Source organism: Mycobacterium sp. NGS27 (assembly GCF_059813005.1).
Genome location: NZ_JCALDT010000008.1, coordinates 13,857 through 28,429 on the forward strand (window position 1 = coordinate 13,857; position 14,573 = coordinate 28,429).

Below are 14,573 nucleotides of genomic sequence, written 5' to 3' on the forward strand. Positions count from 1 at the left end.
GGGCCTAACCCCACCCACGGCCCGTTACCAGTCGACTGCTGAAAGGTATTGCGGGCAATAGAACCTGATCGCTGTCTTGACGAACGCGAACGCGCCGGCGCTGCCCGGAGGGACCACCCACCAACTCCCACTGTTGGCCGATTGCCGGGGGGTCAATCCCTGCATCGATATCCCGTTACATACGTCATGCCCCAACCGGACGGTGGTCGTCGGGCTCGACGTGTGCCACTGAACCTCGGCTAGCGCGTTGATGAACTGCACATCATAGGCGGTGAGAGGATCCGCCTTCGCCAGCGGCGCCAGCGCCAGCAACGCGGCAACCGCGGTGACAAGCGGGGTCGACGTCCACCGCACGGCTATCATCGTTCCACCTTCTATCGGGCCACCGGTCGCCTGGCCAGAAAAAGGTACCCCTGGCGACAGGCCTGCGGAGCGAAATCGCCGATCGTTCTTTTGTCGAAGTGGCCAGTTTTCATCGAGCCGGACTGGCTTCCGGCGGTTTGAGGTGGACGCGAGGCCTCCCTCGGAGGACCGCCTGGCAACCAGACGTGTCCGCAGGCGGGAAAGCCACAGTGGAAGGCCCGCATCCCATCGGCCGAGTTTCGGCACGGAAATCGTTGAGAGAGTTCTCCTCCAGCACTTCCAGAAGTCTCAAGCGGTGCAGTGATAGCCGCTGTGAGAATCGGGTTGAGACCGGGGCCGGCCATCACGATGAATTTGCGAGGGAGCCGGGGTCAGGAACGGTGGCAGGTTGAGATGAGGGCTTGCTGTTCGTCGAGCAGCTCGCTGATCGTGCTCAGATATGCGGATTGGTCGCTGTGGATGGCATCGCTTGGGCGCCCGGCTATTTCGTCGTTGTTGATAGCTTGTCGCCGCGCCACTGCCTGCACGGATAGGTCGGCGATCCGGTGAAGGCGGCGAGCAATGTCGGGGGTGGATGCTTGTCGTGCGTAGGTTTGCAGCTGGTTGGACCAATCTCGGTAGCTGGCCAGATCCACGTCGGTCGCTGTCAGCCGCGCTGTGAGCACGCTATTGGTTTTGAAGTTGAAGTTGGCGACCGAGTCGACGGTCCGGCAGTCCGGGTTGGGGCGATCCGATAGGTATGCGATTGTCACAGTGGCGATTCCAGCCACGATAAACAGCGGGATCGACATCCTTAGTCGCCGCGGCGGCGCAGCATAGTCGACGTCCACCGCCGCGTCGTCAGCTTCTGCGCTTGCGCGCAACGACTCCACGTGCGTGGTCAGCTGATCCTTGCGGTACCCGAGCCATGCGTAGTAGGCCGCGAAGTACAGCGCGAACCCGACAAAGAACACTCCGCGCCGAATATCGTTGGCTAGGAAGGACAAAACTCCGGCGAGGATGAGGAAGGCCGGCGTCAGCCATATCAATGCCCTCGACCCGCGCAGGGCCCTACGCGTGTGCGCCAGCCGCAAAGTGCCCACCTTGACGGCAGCCACCAGCACGCGCGGTTCAGAAGGGATCTCTCCGCGGCGCAATGCCCTGTTGATTTGGGGCAGCTGCTGGCGGCTAAGTCCAGTGAGGGCTGCAGAATAAGCCCGGCGGAACGGGCGCTGGACGAAAGCCAGGCACGCGGATATCAGTAGAGCGAACCCCGCCACGGTGAGCGGTCCCCACAACCATCCGGTGACGGCGAAAAAGTTCGGGTACAGCAACGCCGCGACTGCGCCAAGCGTGATCGCGCCGAACGCGGCGTTCGCCAGCCAGCTCACCCACCAAGGCGCAACAACGATTCGAGCCCACACAGGTTCTAAGTGTCCCAGAAGGGAGGCGGCCCTTGGGAAGAACCAGGCCGATCCAGCATTTGCAACTTGCGCGACATGACATCACATCGGCCCGTTCACGCTGGCACACTGGACGATCATCTGTGCGAGCTGTGGGTCAATCCCGTTGCCTTCGAGACGCGAGATCTCCGCCATCGAGGAACTCCCGTTGTTGCGAATGTTCCGGGAGACTTCTTGTCCGATCGTGTTGTAGACAAGCTGCTTTGCCTGAGGTGGTTCCGGGTTCAAGTGCTGTCTACTCAACAGGATGCAGTTCATGTAGCTATTCATGTCCGCCGCCGCAGGGCTTGCGAGGACTCCCGACACGAGCCCACAGAGCATCATCACGAGAGGAAGCGTTTTCTTCATCTGTTCACCTCCTTTCGCGGTCCGTTCTCGAGACCATCTCAACTGACATCCGAACTCTCGACCACACTTTTCGTGAATATCGTGGTGAACATCGTTGGTTGCACCGCTACCGCCGTCGGTTTTCCATCTCGACGCAGCGCCGCTCACCGTAGGCTTTGGCCATGTCTTCACGTCGTTATCCCGGCGCGGTGATTGTCAGCGTTGTCGCCGCTGGCATAGCCGCGACGGGATGTACCAAGAGCGCCGGACCTGCTGCAGGGACCAGCAGCGGCGTGGACGGCACCACCTCATCGAGCCTTGCGGGCATAACGAAGGTTCTCCAGTTCGAGGAAAGTTCACATGAGGGTGCCGCGGCCGGATGATCACTGGGGGTCGCCGGAGGCTTCGCCGCTGCCGTGGTCTTCACCCGCCGGCCGGCGACCGAAGAGCGGCAAACAGGAGTGGATGCTCGTGGGGGCGGCGGCATTTGCGGTAGCTATCGCCGTCTCGGTCATGGTGACCATCGTCGTTGTCAGGCATTCCTCGCCGCCGCGTCCAGGCCTGGCTAGTGCTAGAGACTCCGCACCGATCAGCGTCATCACCGAAGAACCCACCTGCGGGGGGTGGAGTAGCGTTGCCCATCCCTTGGCGGCCAGCGAGAAAGCCTCTGGCTGGCACGACAGAGACAAATCCATCCCGGCATCTGCCTGGAGTGCGCAGTTGAGCGCCCAATATCGGGCCGCCGGCACGGCAATACGTGAGGCCGCCGATAAGACTGGGATGCTGGCCAGGCAAACCCCGCACCGGGTGGTTCGGGAACTCTACGAGCAGCTGATCGCCTACTGGCGCGCTTACGCAGACCGAATCCCGCAGTACACCTCACCTGATGATCTGCTGTTGCGTGTTACCTATTCGGCTGGCAACGCGATTTTTGCCATCTGCGATGCGATTCGCCACGGGGCGGCCGCACTGCGCGGACCGCTGGTCACCGCGGCGGCCCCACCGACGAACGCGTCACCGCACACGGACGATCCGGCCAACCCGCAGCGATTCCTTCGCGCCAGCAACTCGATATGCGCGGACTTCACCTCGGTGTTTGCTCACTTCAATGACGCCGCCGCGGCGTGGCATGACACGGATGAGGACATCCCCGCGAGCCAGTGGAGCCCGCAACAGAGGGCCCTCAATGACGGCATCCGGCCGGCGATGAGCGCCGTCGACGACGAATTAGACCGATTGGGTCGGCGTAGCGGCAATCCGGTGATGGAAGACTTCGCGGTGCTCACCGCGGTGTATGGCCGCGCCTATGTTGAAGCGCTTCCAACATATGTGGTGGCTGACCACTACCTGTACGACGTCACCGCCCAGGGCACCAGCCTCATCTCGACGGGCTGCAAAGCAGTCTAGGGTAACGCACAGTTACTCACATCGGGATGTAAAGGCAAGGCAGGCAAGGTGCTTGGCTTCGTGATCAGTGCAGTGTCGCGGCGTGTCACGCGCCGGCTCCCGGCACCGGTGAAACGGGTATGCGTGGCGGCCATGGCATGGCTGGCCTTGGTCGTGGCTGCGTGCACGCCTCCTGATCGCAGCGCCGAGGTGCGCCACCTTCAGGCCGAGATCGCCAAAATGCCGGGCGTTGATGACGTTAATCCACTATATACCAACGATTTTGAGAACGGCGCCCAGTTGAATCTGGTAGTCGCGATGCCGAAGGCAAGCGAGGAACAGATCGCGGCGGTGGCCTCACGTATCACCCGCATCAAAGGCGGGGATTTCAACGGCTACCGCCAGTCCACCACCTTCGTCATTGGCGACCGAGTCGAGGTAAAACGCGGCGCAGAGCTCAACCCCGCCCAGATCGCCGGTGACACACATCAGTTACGACAACTCAGGACCCGTGTGCCAGAGGCGTCGATCCTGTGGTCACGTGACAGTGCCACGGTGCGCCTTGAAGTATCAGATATCGACCACACCAACGACGTCTTGAGCGCAGTGTTGGCCACTGTGCAGCCCGAACCGATGACCGTCTATATCCGTTCGGCCGAGCCGACCAAATTCCCCACCTGGGAAGTCGGTATCCCAATCACCGCCGAGCAGCGCGCAAACATCGACGCCCTGATATCGCGGCTGGCACTGCCGATCTATTACGTGCGGGTCGACGACGCCAGAATCACCGCGCTCTCGGTTTACATCACAGACCCTGCTACGGCCTACCGCGACCTCAAATCAGTCATTTCCACCATAGCGCCCACCAAACAGCACCCGCTACAACTGCAATGGCACCTCATGGTAGAGCCCGATAATTTCCACCAGTTCACCGGAGATCTTCAAGTGCCTGACTGCCGCGACGACAGTGGATCGCCGAAACCCCAAGCCCCTCTGGGCAATCAGACGGCAGAGGCGGCTCAATTGCAGCGGCAACTAGCCAGCGACTTTCACGACTGTAGATAGGCACCAGCGTGTCGTCTCATGAGGTGGTCCACTCGCCGGAGGGTCGTCGTGTCCGATGCTGAAGTAGACGGGCCACACCCCGCGGCCCCCGGGGCCACCATAGGGGCGGTTTTCTGGCACGTCGTGGGCCGCCTCGCGGTCGGCGCCCTTGGCCTGATGTTCATCGCCCTATTTTTCGGGGCAGGCCTAGTCGCCTACCAAGATCTGACTGGGCCGCACTGCGATGGACACCGGATGGGCCCGGCCGACACCTGCTCGGTGCTGACCTCCCGCGGGTACCGGTCGATAAGAACGATCGAGAAGTTGAACCGGGCAGGCACCGATCCAGCGGTGCTGACCGCGCCGGTGAACTGGCATGCAACACAGGAAAATATCCACCAGGGCGTGTACTCGCCGGCGAGCATGCGGGATTTTCACCGCAACACCGGCTACACCATGTTGGGCGGCGCGTTACTGATCGCACTGATGTTGGGGTCATGGGCGTACAAGGCCGCCAAAGCACGGTCATCGGCACCACGACGGCTCTGACGGCGCTATCACGACCGAGCCCGCCTCGGGCTGAGGTCGGTCGCTGCGGCAATAACGAGCGAGTTGCAGAGCTCGTCGGAAGTATCCGGCAGTCCCCCTAAACCCGCGCCCCCGCGCGACCGACGCCGAACGAAGCCTCGCCGAGAAATACGCAAGCCAAGAGCGAGGCGTCATAGTGTGGCGCTCGGCAGTAATGCCGCTCCCGCTCGACCGGATTAGGCGTAAGTCATGCTTAAGGACATGCCGAAAAAATCACTAGAGGCACAGACCCAGCCAGAAACCGGCTCCGGTGAGCGCGTCCTCGGTACGTGGCAAGCCGCCGGACTGAGCGTTGCGGTGATTGTGTCTGCGGCGCAGTACGGACTGGGCGCGCTGCTCGGTGCAGCGGTCATGGTCCCGGTCATCTACGCCTTGGCGCGACTGCGCCGCTATGCACCCCATGCGCGCAACACCGCCGAATTGGTTGGTGCCACACTGGGCCCGAAGGCGGGGACTGCAGCCGGCACCGTTCAACTGCTCGCCTATGTGGTGCTGACAGCGAAGTTCGCCACCGCCCTCGGATCGCTGCTGCTGCTGCAGTTTTCATCCGGTGAAGACCCTGCCGAGAACTTTTCGTGGTTACCGGTCGCCGCGGCGGGGACCGCGGTCGTCGTTGGCGCCATTGTCTGTTGGGCGTCGACTCGGGTCATCGCGTCGCTGGTGGCGCCGCTCGTGATCGCCGGGTTGCTCATCTCCGTCTACCTTGCGGTGGCAGTCACTGCGCGCGTCGCCGCAGGCAGTGACCCCGTTGTCATCGGGACGGCCGCTACCCAGGGCCGGCTGTCTGGTCAGTTAGTCGGCTTCGGACTGGGGATGGTGGGCGTTGAACTCATCACGGTCCGAAGCGCGCGCGTAGCCAGGCCGGGGCGATCCATGTCGCTGGCGGTCGCGGTAGTGGCCGCGGCGGCGCTGGTGTTGTGGGTGGGTGATCACCAGGGGGTGGTGGGGCCGTGGCGATGGAGTGCCAAACTCCTGGGCGAAGCTGTGCCGGAGTTCTATGCCGAAGCGGGTCGGACGTGGATGACTATCACCGGCGTCGCTGTCGGGGTGGCCGCTGCGTTGGCCTCGGGGTGGGCAGTGGTGCGCGTCGCCGCGGACCTGGCGGTAACGCGCCAGGCGCGGCCGAACACCATCGCGCGAGTGGTGCTGATGGCGCTTGTCGCGGTGACGGCTGCCGTCTTGTCGGCGCACGGTGCGCGCTGGATCGGGTTGGTCATTCTCGGCGCGGCGCCCCTGCTGCTGATGGCGCTGTATGTGTTTGTCACAGAAGCTAATTCGCGAGTCCCCGGCGACAGCGTGGTGGCCTGGTGGGTGCGGCTGGTGATGCCCGCGGTGGCCGCGGTGGCGGTGGTCAAACCGCTGGTGGACTCCGAGTTCGCCGCGGTCGAGGTGGCGACGGTGGCCGCCGCGGCGATCGGGGTGGGCGCGGCGGGCGCGGCGGCGGCGCTGCTGGCGCGGCCCCGCGACCGCACCGCGAAATCTGAGTAGTCTTACGGATCCCGCGAACGGTCCGCTGCCGCAGGCTTATTGGCATGACCGTTCCCAACAGCATGTCGAAAACCACCGCCGCCTTCTTCGTCCAGGCCGCCGTTGCATTCGCGATCAGCTTCGTGGCCGCGCTCGGCGGAATCTATTTCCTGCCGCTTGACCCCTGGCCGCGATTGTTCCTCGGGGTCACCTTCCTCTTTCTGGTGTCGAGCGCGTTCACCCTGGCCAAGGTGATCCGCGACCAGCAGGAGGCCGCAACCGTTCGGGTGCGGCTCGATGAGGCCCGCATCGAAAGGCTGCTGGCCGACTACGACCCGCTCAACGCCGCGGGCTGAGTAGAACTACTCAGCCTTGTCGCGTAGAAGTGCGCAGGCCCGCGCCCGCGCCACCGGCGATGCTTTCCTCATCGCACGATTCCTGCTCCACCACAACGCTCCGCAGTCACAGCACAGAAGGGCAATTCCGCTCCCATGACCACTCTTGTCCGGTTTCCAGACGTCGCCGAGGTGGCCGCGAGTACGCCGGCCGATCGCGACCGCGTCCTGGACGTCATCCGCATCACGTCGCTGGTCGGCGTGGTGCTCGGCCATACCGTGATGGCGGCCAGCATCATCCGCAATAACGTTTTGATCTGGGACAACCTGCTCACCACCTCGGCGCTGTTTCAGGCGATGACGTGGCTGTTGCAGATCATGCCGCTGTTCTTCTTCGCCGGCGCGGCGGCGTGCGTGTCCTCCTGGGCTCCGGGCACCAATTGGGGTGACTGGCTGATGAGGCGCTGCACCAGGCTGTTCCGGCCGGTGTTTTACTACCTGGCGTTCTGGGCCGTGGTGCTGACGGTGCTGTATCGGGCGCTGCCGCGGCACATCTACGATCCGATCGCCGGCGTCAGCACGCAGCTGCTGTGGTTCCTGGGGGCTTACGTCCTGGTGCTGGCCGCCATGCCGCTGCTGCACCGCGTCAGCACGGCCGGGCGGCTGGCCGCCGGGGTGGCGGCGGTCTACGGGGCGATCGCGATGATCGACGTGATCCGGCTGCACTGGCCGGCGATGATGCCGTTGGGTTACCTCAACCTGGCCGTCTGGCTCATTCCCGCGATGTTCGGCGTGGCTTACCGTCGCGGGCTGCTCGGCGGCCGCGCCGCGCTGGCCGTCGCCGCCGTCTTCTTCGCCGTCGACGTCGCGCTGGTGCGCTGGGGGCCGTATCAGATCAGCATGGTCGGCACCGGTGACCATCATCTGTCCAACACCAGCCCGCCGTCGCTGCTGCTGGCCGGGCACGCAATCATCCTGAGCGCGTTGGCGATCGCGGCCGCACCGGCGATCGCGCGCTGGGCGCAGCGGCCGCGGGTGTGGTGGTGGACCGCCATCGGCAACTCGGGCGCGATGACGCTGTATCTGTGGCACATGCCGGTGCTGTTGGGTGTGCATCTGGTCTTCGATTTCTTTGGCTGCCCGCGCTTTCCGGGTGCGCAGGATTTCCTCGCCATCAGCTTCGCGCAGGTGTTCATCGTGATGGTCGCGGTGGCGGTGCTGTTCGTGGCGCTGCGGCCGCTGGAGAACAACCCGCTGTCCGGCTGGGACGGTGCGCCCGCGGTGACGTCGCGGTGGCGCGGCGCGGCCATCGGCGCCCTGCTGTGCACGTCCGGCGTGGCGCTGCTCGCGGCGATCAGGTGGGGGCTCAAGGACGACGGCCTGGCGTGCATGGCCGTGGTGGTGAGCGCGCTGGTGAGTGCGCGAATCCTGGCCACACTCCCGGTGCGACACCGCCTCGCAACGCGGTAGCCCAAGATCGTTGGCCCGCGGGGTAAGTGTGGTTATCCGGCCGCCCCGCGGGTCACGGCTCTTCGTCCAGGCCGTGCTCGATGGCGTAGCGTGCCAGCTCCACCCGATTGGCGACCTGGAGCTTGCGGAAGGTCGCCTGCACATGGTTTTCCACCGTGCGGTGGCTCAACGACAGCTTCTGGGCGATCTGCTTGGCGGACAGCCCTTTTGCCACGTAGCGCAACACCTCTGTTTCGCGTTCGGTGAGGCTGGGGCGGGCGGGCCCGTCGTCCGTGCTGTCCTTGCTCTGTGCGATGCGCCGGTATTCGCCCAGCACCAGCCCGGCCAGGCTCGGGGTGAACACGGCCCGCCCGGCTGCGGTGGCGGTAACCGCCTGTGCCAGTTCGGCTTTCGAGGCGCTCTTGACCAGGTATCCCGTCGCGCCGGCTTTGACCGCCTCCAGGACGTCGTCGCGTTCGTCGGAGGCTGACAGCACCAGCACCCGCGACGAGGGGGAGACCGCGAGCACCGCGGCGGTCGCCTGGGCACCGTCGCCGTCGGTCAGCTGCATGTCCATCACCACCACGTCGGGCTTGACCACGGCGGCCCGCCGTCCCGCGGCGGCCACGCCGTCGGCGGTGGCGACCACGGTGAAGCCACCTTCGGCCAGGTCGCGCGCGACGGCGTCACGCCAGATCGGATGGTCGTCGACCACCATCACCGTGGTCGGCGTCTCGTCATCCGCCATGGCGTCCCTGTCCGCGTGGCACGCACAACTCCCACTCGGTGCCTTCCCCCGGCTCGCTGTGCAATTCGGCGCTGCCACCCAGCGCCGTGAGGCGCCCCACGATCGATTGGGCGATGCCAAGGCGCCCCTGACGCGTCGCTTCCTCGAGCCGGCCGGCGGCAATACCCACGCCGTCGTCGCGGACGCTGACCACGACGGAATCGCCGAGGTCCTCCACGAGCACGAAGGCGTGCGCATCCGGACCGGCATGGCCGACCACGTTGTCCAGCGCGTTGCCCACCGCGGCATCCAGTTCGGTTGCCGCCCAACGTCCCAACGGCACCGCAGTGCCCGGCAGGCTGAACGACACCCGATCGGACTCCCGGCACCGCAGCAGCGCGCGCAGGTCGATCGTCGCGCTGTCGGCGTCGGGATCGACGTCCGCGCACGCCAGCCAGCGCCGCAACGCGCGCTCCTGCTCGCTGGCCAGGTCGGCGAGTTCGGCTGTCGGGCCGCCGATCTCGTGCCCCTTCTTGGCGACCAGCGCCAGCACCTGGATGGCGCCGTCGTGGACCTGGCGGGATAACCGGTCGCGTTCTTGCACCGCGGCCGTCAACTGCGCCGCGCGTTGCAGCTCGTCGTGCGCGCGGCGCGCGGTCTGCGCGGCCATCCCGATGGCCATGCCGATCGCCAGTTCGATGATGACGGTGGCGTTGTGCCCGAGGTTGAGCGCGAGGTAGTTCTTGACGGCGAAATTGGTGGCCATCACCGCCAGGCCCGTCAGCATGCCGCCCGCGGGGCCGAACTGTATGGCGGCCGAAATCGTGGGATTGCTGGCCCACAACGTCGTCGGCCAGGTCTGGTTGTCGGCCGCCCAGTGCGGGCTCGCGACGAGGTTGTTCGACCACATCAGCAAGACGACGACCGCCAGCTCGGCGAGCACCCACGCCGGTTTGCGGCCGAAGCCCCGCAGATAGGCGATCGCGCAGGCCGCGCTCCAGCCGATCAGCGCGGCGAACAGCACCCAACCCAGCACGGGCCGAACCAGATCCGGGTTGATCGCGATTTGAAAGCCGGTGGCGTAGATGCAGCTCAGCAGGCGGAACACTTGCGCCGCGCGCCACAGCGGCGTGGTGGGATCGGGGCCGTGATTCGCCATCGTGGTCAGCATAAAGGCGCTGGGTCCCGCGGCGGACCGGGCAAACATCAGTCGATTGTTGCGTCGGTGGCGGTCGATGCGAAGCTCTTGGTGGTGACGGTGCCGTCGCTGTGGTTGCTGGTAACGGTGCAGCGGGTGCTGGTCGCGTCGACTGCGCAGGTGCCGGACCAGACGCTGCTGGTGTAGGTCAGGCTGCTGCCTGCGGGCAGCGGGATGAATCCGGCGGCACCGGTGGGTTCGCGGGTGACGCCGTCGGGTCCTACGCGCTGGGTGCTGAGGAACTCTTCGCGCGTGGTCTTCGAAAAGCCACTTGGGGCCGTGGTCGTGATCCGCACGAGGTTGTTGCCTTCGGCGGAGCCGTGTAGCTCGCCTAGGCATTCGATGTAGGCGAACATGCCGCGGGAGATGACCACGATTCGGCACAGTTGGCCGCTGGGCGAGGTGAACTGTGCGCCGCCGCCGCCGTAGGTGTTGAAGGTCTGGAAGGGTTTCGGGTCGACGGGGTGGTAGCCGGTGTAGTTGGATGGATCTGCGGCAGCGGGAGGGGCTGTTAGGCCGGTAAGCGCAGTGGCCACGCCGGCGCAGAGTATGGCGCCCCGCAAGCCGATCAGGTTGCTGTTGTTGTTGCGCGGTTCGCGCTCGGTGATCTGTTTAGCCACAACATCATCCAATCAGTAGGTCTGGCTGACTTGGGGCAGGATCCGGAAGCCATGTGTGCCGTCGTGATAGAGGTTCTGGATTTCACAGGTGATCGAGTCGTCAGTGACGACGGCGCATATTGATGTGTTGAGGTCGTCGTCGCCGCGGTGTCCTCCGGGGACGACAATCTTCTGCCCAGGATTGAGTAGGTGGTAGCTGGCGGGGTCGACGGTTCTTTTCTCGGTCGGGCCGGCGTGGTAGGTCTCTTGCTCGTTGAGGTCGGTGTGGCTGAGCAAGGAGAAGACTTCGGTGTGCCCTGGGGGCGCGGGTCCCCGCGTGATCGGCGTCAAGGTGTCTTTGTCGTAGGGCCACTCGGATACCTTTGCGTAGTTCACCCCAGATGCCACGCCAGGGAGCGGCCCCCAGCAGTCGATTGCGGCGGCGTACTGGAACGAGTGTGGGCCGTCATAGATTCGGCAGCGGATTCCGGCGCGGGTGGCGAACTGAATTCCGTTCCAGCCGTAGGTCGAATAGGTGCGGTAGTCGTCGGTGTTGACGGACCGGTAGTCGTCGAAGTTGACCGGAGGGGGTAGCGGCGGGGCGGCGCAACATGCCGGCTTTTGGTGGCATGCCACGCTCGCGGCGCCGATGAGTATTGCTGAGACGGGGACGGCAAGCGCGCGCACTGCCGGCACCTCCTTCTTCTGTGTCATGTGCCCATCAAGTCGACGATGGACTGGCGAGCTCGCTGGGTCAGGCCTGGGAGATGGCGCCGGTGGTCTTGGCGACGATGTCGCTGGCTTGGCTGGTGGTGTCGAAGCCGCACCACAGGGTGTCGATGATGACGTTGTTGGCCAGCCCCAGGGCGCGTTGGCAGGTGAAACCTTCACCGCTGGCTTGGGTTTGGGTGCTGGTCAAGGTGGTGTCGGTGGCACGCAGCTCGCCGAAGTTCCATGTCACCGGGGCGTGGCTGTGCAGGACGACGGTGAGCGAGTGGTTTGCGCAGCCCGACCAGCGTGTTTTGGCTTGGCTGAAGAATTGTTGGGCTGAGTCGGCGTCGCGGAAGCTGATGAGGGCCTGGACCAGTGCGTGGCGGGCGCTCCCCGGTGTGGTTGCGTCGTCGAGGATTTGGCCTTGCATGGCGGTCCAGTTGGTGCCTTGGTAGGCGTTGGCTTCGGCTGGGAAGTAGGTGTCGAGGCAAGCCGGGGTGGAGATGGTGTCCTCGTCGTGCCACATGTGCGTGATCGGTGTGCGCACGGCCATGCCTGTGGTGTGCGCAGCGGTGTTGATGTCGTTTTCGCTGAGCAACAGGTCTGGCAGGTGTTGGGGCAGGATCGCCGGCGGTTGCCAGCGGCCGAGGTCTGCGGCGGCTGCGGGGTGGCCGGTGGTGGTGGCGGTGCAGCCGGTGAGCAGCAGGCATAGGGCGGTGGCGGCGAGGATTGCCCAGCGGCCGGTGGCGGTCAGCCGCGATGTACGGGTGCTGTGTTTTGGTGCGCTGTTTTCTGTGGTCTTCGCGGGTGGTCTTGAGGCGCTCATTCGGGCGGTTCTCCTTGCTGGGCCTGGTGGATACGGATGCAGACGCTACCAACAAAACCACAGTGGTGCAATGTTATGAACCATTGCGCTATGTTTTTTGCTGTGGTCTAATCCAAAGCATGCATGACAGCGCGGCAGCGTCCGAGGGCTTCACCCCTCGCCTTGGACAAACCCCGGCCGCCATACAGCGACCCACTGCGCACCCCGCAACCTCGCCTATCCCCGAAGGACAGCAGATGCCCCACCACGCGAACCCGCCGCTCAGCACCGCCCAGACCGCCCCGCCATCGGGCAATGCCGCGATGCGCAACGGCTACCAGCCTGCTGCGATGCCGCCCATGGGCCCCGGGCCCGGCGAGGAAGCCACCGTGGTGCTGCCGCGGCGGCCACTCGGATTCGCAGGCGGCCCTCCCCCGGTCCGGCCCCTGCCGCCGGCGCCGTCCTGGGGCGCCGGCCCGGGCTACCCTGCTGCGATCGCGGCGCCGCGCCACCAGCGGTTCCCCCTGTGGGCCCGGATCGGCGCCGCCGCCGCGGTCATAGTCGCCATAGTGGCCGCCGGAATCGTGATCAACGTCGCCAGCAGCCCCGATGACATGGGCAGCGTGGCAGTGACTCGCTCCCCCCGCCCGTCCTCGACGCAGGCCAGCCCGAGCCCAACGCGGCAAGCGGCGGCAACGGTGCCGTTGTCGGCGCTGCCCGGGCTGCTGCTGGATGTGGCGACCATCAGCAGCATCGAGGGCGCGACGAACATCGCGCCAACACCGGACGCCGGTAGCGACGACGTGGCCTACAGCGGCGTGAATACCGACCGGCCCGAATGCGGCGAGATCCAAATCCCCGCGCTCGAGTCCGAACTTGAGGGCACCGGTTGGGTAGGGATACGCACCCAGTCCCTGCAGGACCCGAAAGTCGTTGAGCACCTGGACAACAGCGCCGCGATCTACTTCACGACCGCCACGGCGGCCAGCGACTTCGTGGCCAAGCAGGCTGCGGCCTGGCCGAAATGCAACGGCGCCACCTTGCGCCTGCTCGAGCGGGGTCAACCAGACAGCATCTGGATGGCCAGCACGGTCGCCAACCGTGACGGCATGCTCAGCATCATCAACACCCAGGAAGGTGCGGGGGGCTGGCAGTGCCAACGGGCCATGACCGCCCGCAACAACATCGTCATCGATGTGCGCAGCTGCGGTAATAACCGCACCGATCAGGGCCTCAAGATCGCGACCCGGATGGCCGATCGTGTCAACCCCCGCTGACCAGACCCACCGTTGCTACTCGCGCGAGAAGAGAGGAGCGGCCATGGCTTGGATGCGCTTGGCGCCCAATGTCGTTCGGCTGATCCTGGTGCTGGTGTCCTCGGCGTTGATCACGCTGGTGGCCGGTTGCGCTGATGTCGTCAGCGGCACTGTGCGCGCGGCGCCGGACCTCAAACCGCGCCCGCTGGTCGGCGAAGTCATCAAGCAGGCGATGCTGACCGATGCTGAGTTGTCCCACGTGTTCGGTCAATCGTTCAAACTCGATGACAGTATGCCGCCGAAGTTCGGCGGCCCGGCGGAGATGTACTGGGACTGGCCGGACGCTTCACGCAGCGATTGCGCCTCGCTGGCGCACATCCTGATGGGCGAGGCCTACCGTAATGCGCAGGTGGTCAACGTTGCTCACGAACAGTGGTGGGCCGCCGATGTCGGCGAATTTCCCACGGTGATCGATCTCGTCGAGGGTGTGGTCGCGTTACCGAACACGGCGGCGGCCAATGCGTTGTTTGAGAAATTCGGTTCGCAGTGGTCGCGGTGCGCCGGTCAGCGCCTCGACAGCGGCCTGGGATTTCAGAATGAGATCACCGAGGTGCACGCCGGTGCTTCAGTCGTGGAAGCCACCGTGGAAGAGGTAGACCTGCACACGAAACTGCGGCGGGTGCGCGCGCTCGGTGTGCGGGGCAATTGCCTGGTGGAGGTCGAGGCGGTCTATTTCCGCGACGTGGCGCCCGCGCCAGGCAAGGACGCCAGCGATGTGGCCAGGGCGATGATGGGCAAAATCAGCGATCGAAGCTGACGCCCTGGTAGTAGCGACTACCATTCTCCCCATCGTTGCCGGCGCACACAGGCCGGCCG

At 65.3% G+C, this 14,573-nt stretch carries 16 protein-coding genes; 8 read left to right on the forward strand and 8 right to left on the reverse strand.

Annotation, left to right across the window (positions count from 1 at the left end):
- Positions 1 to 24: 24 nt before the first annotated feature.
- The 3 genes from AC5Y30_RS20810 to AC5Y30_RS20820 form a co-directional block, all read right to left on the reverse strand.
- On the reverse strand, positions 25 to 363 hold the full coding sequence (locus AC5Y30_RS20810; RefSeq protein WP_064942984.1) for a DUF732 domain-containing protein: 339 nt from the start codon (positions 361 to 363) through the stop codon (positions 25 to 27).
- Positions 364 to 734: 371 nt separating this feature from the next.
- Positions 735 to 1,733 carry a hypothetical protein gene (locus AC5Y30_RS20815; RefSeq protein ID WP_036473585.1) on the reverse strand — a complete coding sequence of 333 codons (999 nt, stop codon included), beginning with the start codon at positions 1,731 to 1,733 and terminating at the stop codon, positions 735 to 737.
- Between the two features lie 114 nt (positions 1,734 to 1,847).
- On the reverse strand, positions 1,848 to 2,153 hold the full coding sequence (locus tag AC5Y30_RS20820) for a hypothetical protein (protein WP_036473583.1): 306 nt from the start codon (positions 2,151 to 2,153) through the stop codon (positions 1,848 to 1,850).
- A 492-nt stretch (positions 2,154 to 2,645) separates the two neighbouring features.
- Here AC5Y30_RS20820 and AC5Y30_RS20825 point away from each other — a divergent pair, with 492 nt between their 5' ends.
- The 6 genes from AC5Y30_RS20825 to AC5Y30_RS20850 all read left to right on the forward strand — a co-directional run bounded on the left by AC5Y30_RS20825 (position 2,646) and on the right by AC5Y30_RS20850 (position 8,422).
- Positions 2,646 to 3,539, forward strand: coding sequence for an ESX-1 system-associated protein (locus tag AC5Y30_RS20825; RefSeq protein WP_497795580.1), 894 nt, complete (start codon positions 2,646 to 2,648; stop codon positions 3,537 to 3,539).
- A gap of 60 nt (positions 3,540 to 3,599) precedes the next feature.
- Positions 3,600 to 4,583: a hypothetical protein gene (locus tag AC5Y30_RS20830; RefSeq protein ID WP_139813800.1), complete on the forward strand. Its 984-nt coding sequence runs from the start codon at positions 3,600 to 3,602 to the stop codon at positions 4,581 to 4,583.
- Between the two features lie 48 nt (positions 4,584 to 4,631).
- Positions 4,632 to 5,111, forward strand: coding sequence for a hypothetical protein (locus tag AC5Y30_RS20835; RefSeq protein ID WP_139813799.1), 480 nt, complete (start codon positions 4,632 to 4,634; stop codon positions 5,109 to 5,111).
- A gap of 240 nt (positions 5,112 to 5,351) precedes the next feature.
- Positions 5,352 to 6,638 carry a hypothetical protein gene (locus AC5Y30_RS20840; RefSeq protein WP_036473576.1) on the forward strand — a complete coding sequence of 429 codons (1,287 nt, stop codon included), beginning with the start codon at positions 5,352 to 5,354 and terminating at the stop codon, positions 6,636 to 6,638.
- Between the two features lie 44 nt (positions 6,639 to 6,682).
- Positions 6,683 to 6,973 carry a YiaA/YiaB family inner membrane protein gene (locus AC5Y30_RS20845; protein WP_036473574.1) on the forward strand — a complete coding sequence of 97 codons (291 nt, stop codon included), beginning with the start codon at positions 6,683 to 6,685 and terminating at the stop codon, positions 6,971 to 6,973.
- Between the two features lie 135 nt (positions 6,974 to 7,108).
- A complete protein-coding gene (locus AC5Y30_RS20850) occupies positions 7,109 to 8,422 on the forward strand; it encodes an acyltransferase family protein (protein ID WP_051641691.1) in 1,314 nt (437 codons plus the stop codon).
- 52 nt (positions 8,423 to 8,474) lie between these two features.
- Here the strand turns inward: AC5Y30_RS20850 and AC5Y30_RS20855 are convergent, their stop codons facing one another.
- From AC5Y30_RS20855 to AC5Y30_RS20875, 5 genes are read right to left on the reverse strand one after another with little or no spacing between them, the layout of a single operon-like run.
- Positions 8,475 to 9,149, reverse strand: a complete 675-nt coding sequence (locus AC5Y30_RS20855; protein WP_036473572.1) for a response regulator — start codon at positions 9,147 to 9,149, stop codon at positions 8,475 to 8,477.
- Positions 9,139 to 10,299, reverse strand: coding sequence for a MacS family sensor histidine kinase (gene macS, locus AC5Y30_RS20860; protein WP_036474078.1), 1,161 nt, complete (start codon positions 10,297 to 10,299; stop codon positions 9,139 to 9,141). The genes AC5Y30_RS20855 and macS overlap by 11 nt, the downstream gene beginning before the upstream one ends.
- A 35-nt stretch (positions 10,300 to 10,334) precedes the next feature.
- Positions 10,335 to 10,946 carry a hypothetical protein gene (locus AC5Y30_RS20865; RefSeq protein ID WP_036473570.1) on the reverse strand — a complete coding sequence of 204 codons (612 nt, stop codon included), beginning with the start codon at positions 10,944 to 10,946 and terminating at the stop codon, positions 10,335 to 10,337.
- A 12-nt stretch (positions 10,947 to 10,958) separates the two neighbouring features.
- Positions 10,959 to 11,639, reverse strand: a complete 681-nt coding sequence (locus AC5Y30_RS20870) for a hypothetical protein (protein ID WP_036473568.1) — start codon at positions 11,637 to 11,639, stop codon at positions 10,959 to 10,961.
- Between the two features lie 40 nt (positions 11,640 to 11,679).
- Positions 11,680 to 12,462, reverse strand: a complete 783-nt coding sequence (locus AC5Y30_RS20875) for a sensor domain-containing protein (protein ID WP_036473566.1) — start codon at positions 12,460 to 12,462, stop codon at positions 11,680 to 11,682.
- A 236-nt stretch (positions 12,463 to 12,698) separates the two neighbouring features.
- On the opposite strand from AC5Y30_RS20875, the gene AC5Y30_RS20880 reads away from it, so the two are divergent.
- Both AC5Y30_RS20880 and AC5Y30_RS20885 read left to right on the forward strand, forming a co-directional pair.
- On the forward strand, positions 12,699 to 13,718 hold the full coding sequence (locus tag AC5Y30_RS20880; protein WP_051641690.1) for a sensor domain-containing protein: 1,020 nt from the start codon (positions 12,699 to 12,701) through the stop codon (positions 13,716 to 13,718).
- Between the two features lie 43 nt (positions 13,719 to 13,761).
- A complete protein-coding gene (locus AC5Y30_RS20885) occupies positions 13,762 to 14,514 on the forward strand; it encodes a sensor domain-containing protein (RefSeq protein WP_051641689.1) in 753 nt (250 codons plus the stop codon).
- The last annotated feature ends 59 nt before the right edge of the window (positions 14,515 to 14,573 follow it).

Excerpts from the sequence above, each read along its gene's own strand:
- AC5Y30_RS20810 (WP_064942984.1), bottom strand. The coding sequence starts at position 363 with ATGATAGCCGTGCGGTGGACGTCGACCCCGCTTGTCACCGCGGTTGCC.
- AC5Y30_RS20820 (WP_036473583.1), bottom strand. The coding sequence starts at position 2,153 with ATGAAGAAAACGCTTCCTCTCGTGATGATGCTCTGTGGGCTCGTGTCG.
- AC5Y30_RS20825 (WP_497795580.1), top strand. The coding sequence starts at position 2,646 with ATGGTGACCATCGTCGTTGTCAGGCATTCCTCGCCGCCGCGTCCAGGC.
- AC5Y30_RS20840 (WP_036473576.1), top strand. The coding sequence starts at position 5,352 with ATGCCGAAAAAATCACTAGAGGCACAGACCCAGCCAGAAACCGGCTCC.
- AC5Y30_RS20845 (WP_036473574.1), top strand. The coding sequence starts at position 6,683 with ATGACCGTTCCCAACAGCATGTCGAAAACCACCGCCGCCTTCTTCGTC.
- AC5Y30_RS20850 (WP_051641691.1), top strand. The coding sequence starts at position 7,109 with ATGACCACTCTTGTCCGGTTTCCAGACGTCGCCGAGGTGGCCGCGAGT.
- AC5Y30_RS20855 (WP_036473572.1), bottom strand. The coding sequence starts at position 9,149 with ATGGCGGATGACGAGACGCCGACCACGGTGATGGTGGTCGACGACCAT.
- macS (WP_036474078.1), bottom strand. The coding sequence starts at position 10,299 with ATGCTGACCACGATGGCGAATCACGGCCCCGATCCCACCACGCCGCTG.
- AC5Y30_RS20870 (WP_036473568.1), bottom strand. The coding sequence starts at position 11,639 with ATGACACAGAAGAAGGAGGTGCCGGCAGTGCGCGCGCTTGCCGTCCCC.
- AC5Y30_RS20875 (WP_036473566.1), bottom strand. The coding sequence starts at position 12,462 with ATGAGCGCCTCAAGACCACCCGCGAAGACCACAGAAAACAGCGCACCA.
- AC5Y30_RS20880 (WP_051641690.1), top strand. The coding sequence starts at position 12,699 with ATGCCCCACCACGCGAACCCGCCGCTCAGCACCGCCCAGACCGCCCCG.
- AC5Y30_RS20885 (WP_051641689.1), top strand. The coding sequence starts at position 13,762 with ATGGCTTGGATGCGCTTGGCGCCCAATGTCGTTCGGCTGATCCTGGTG.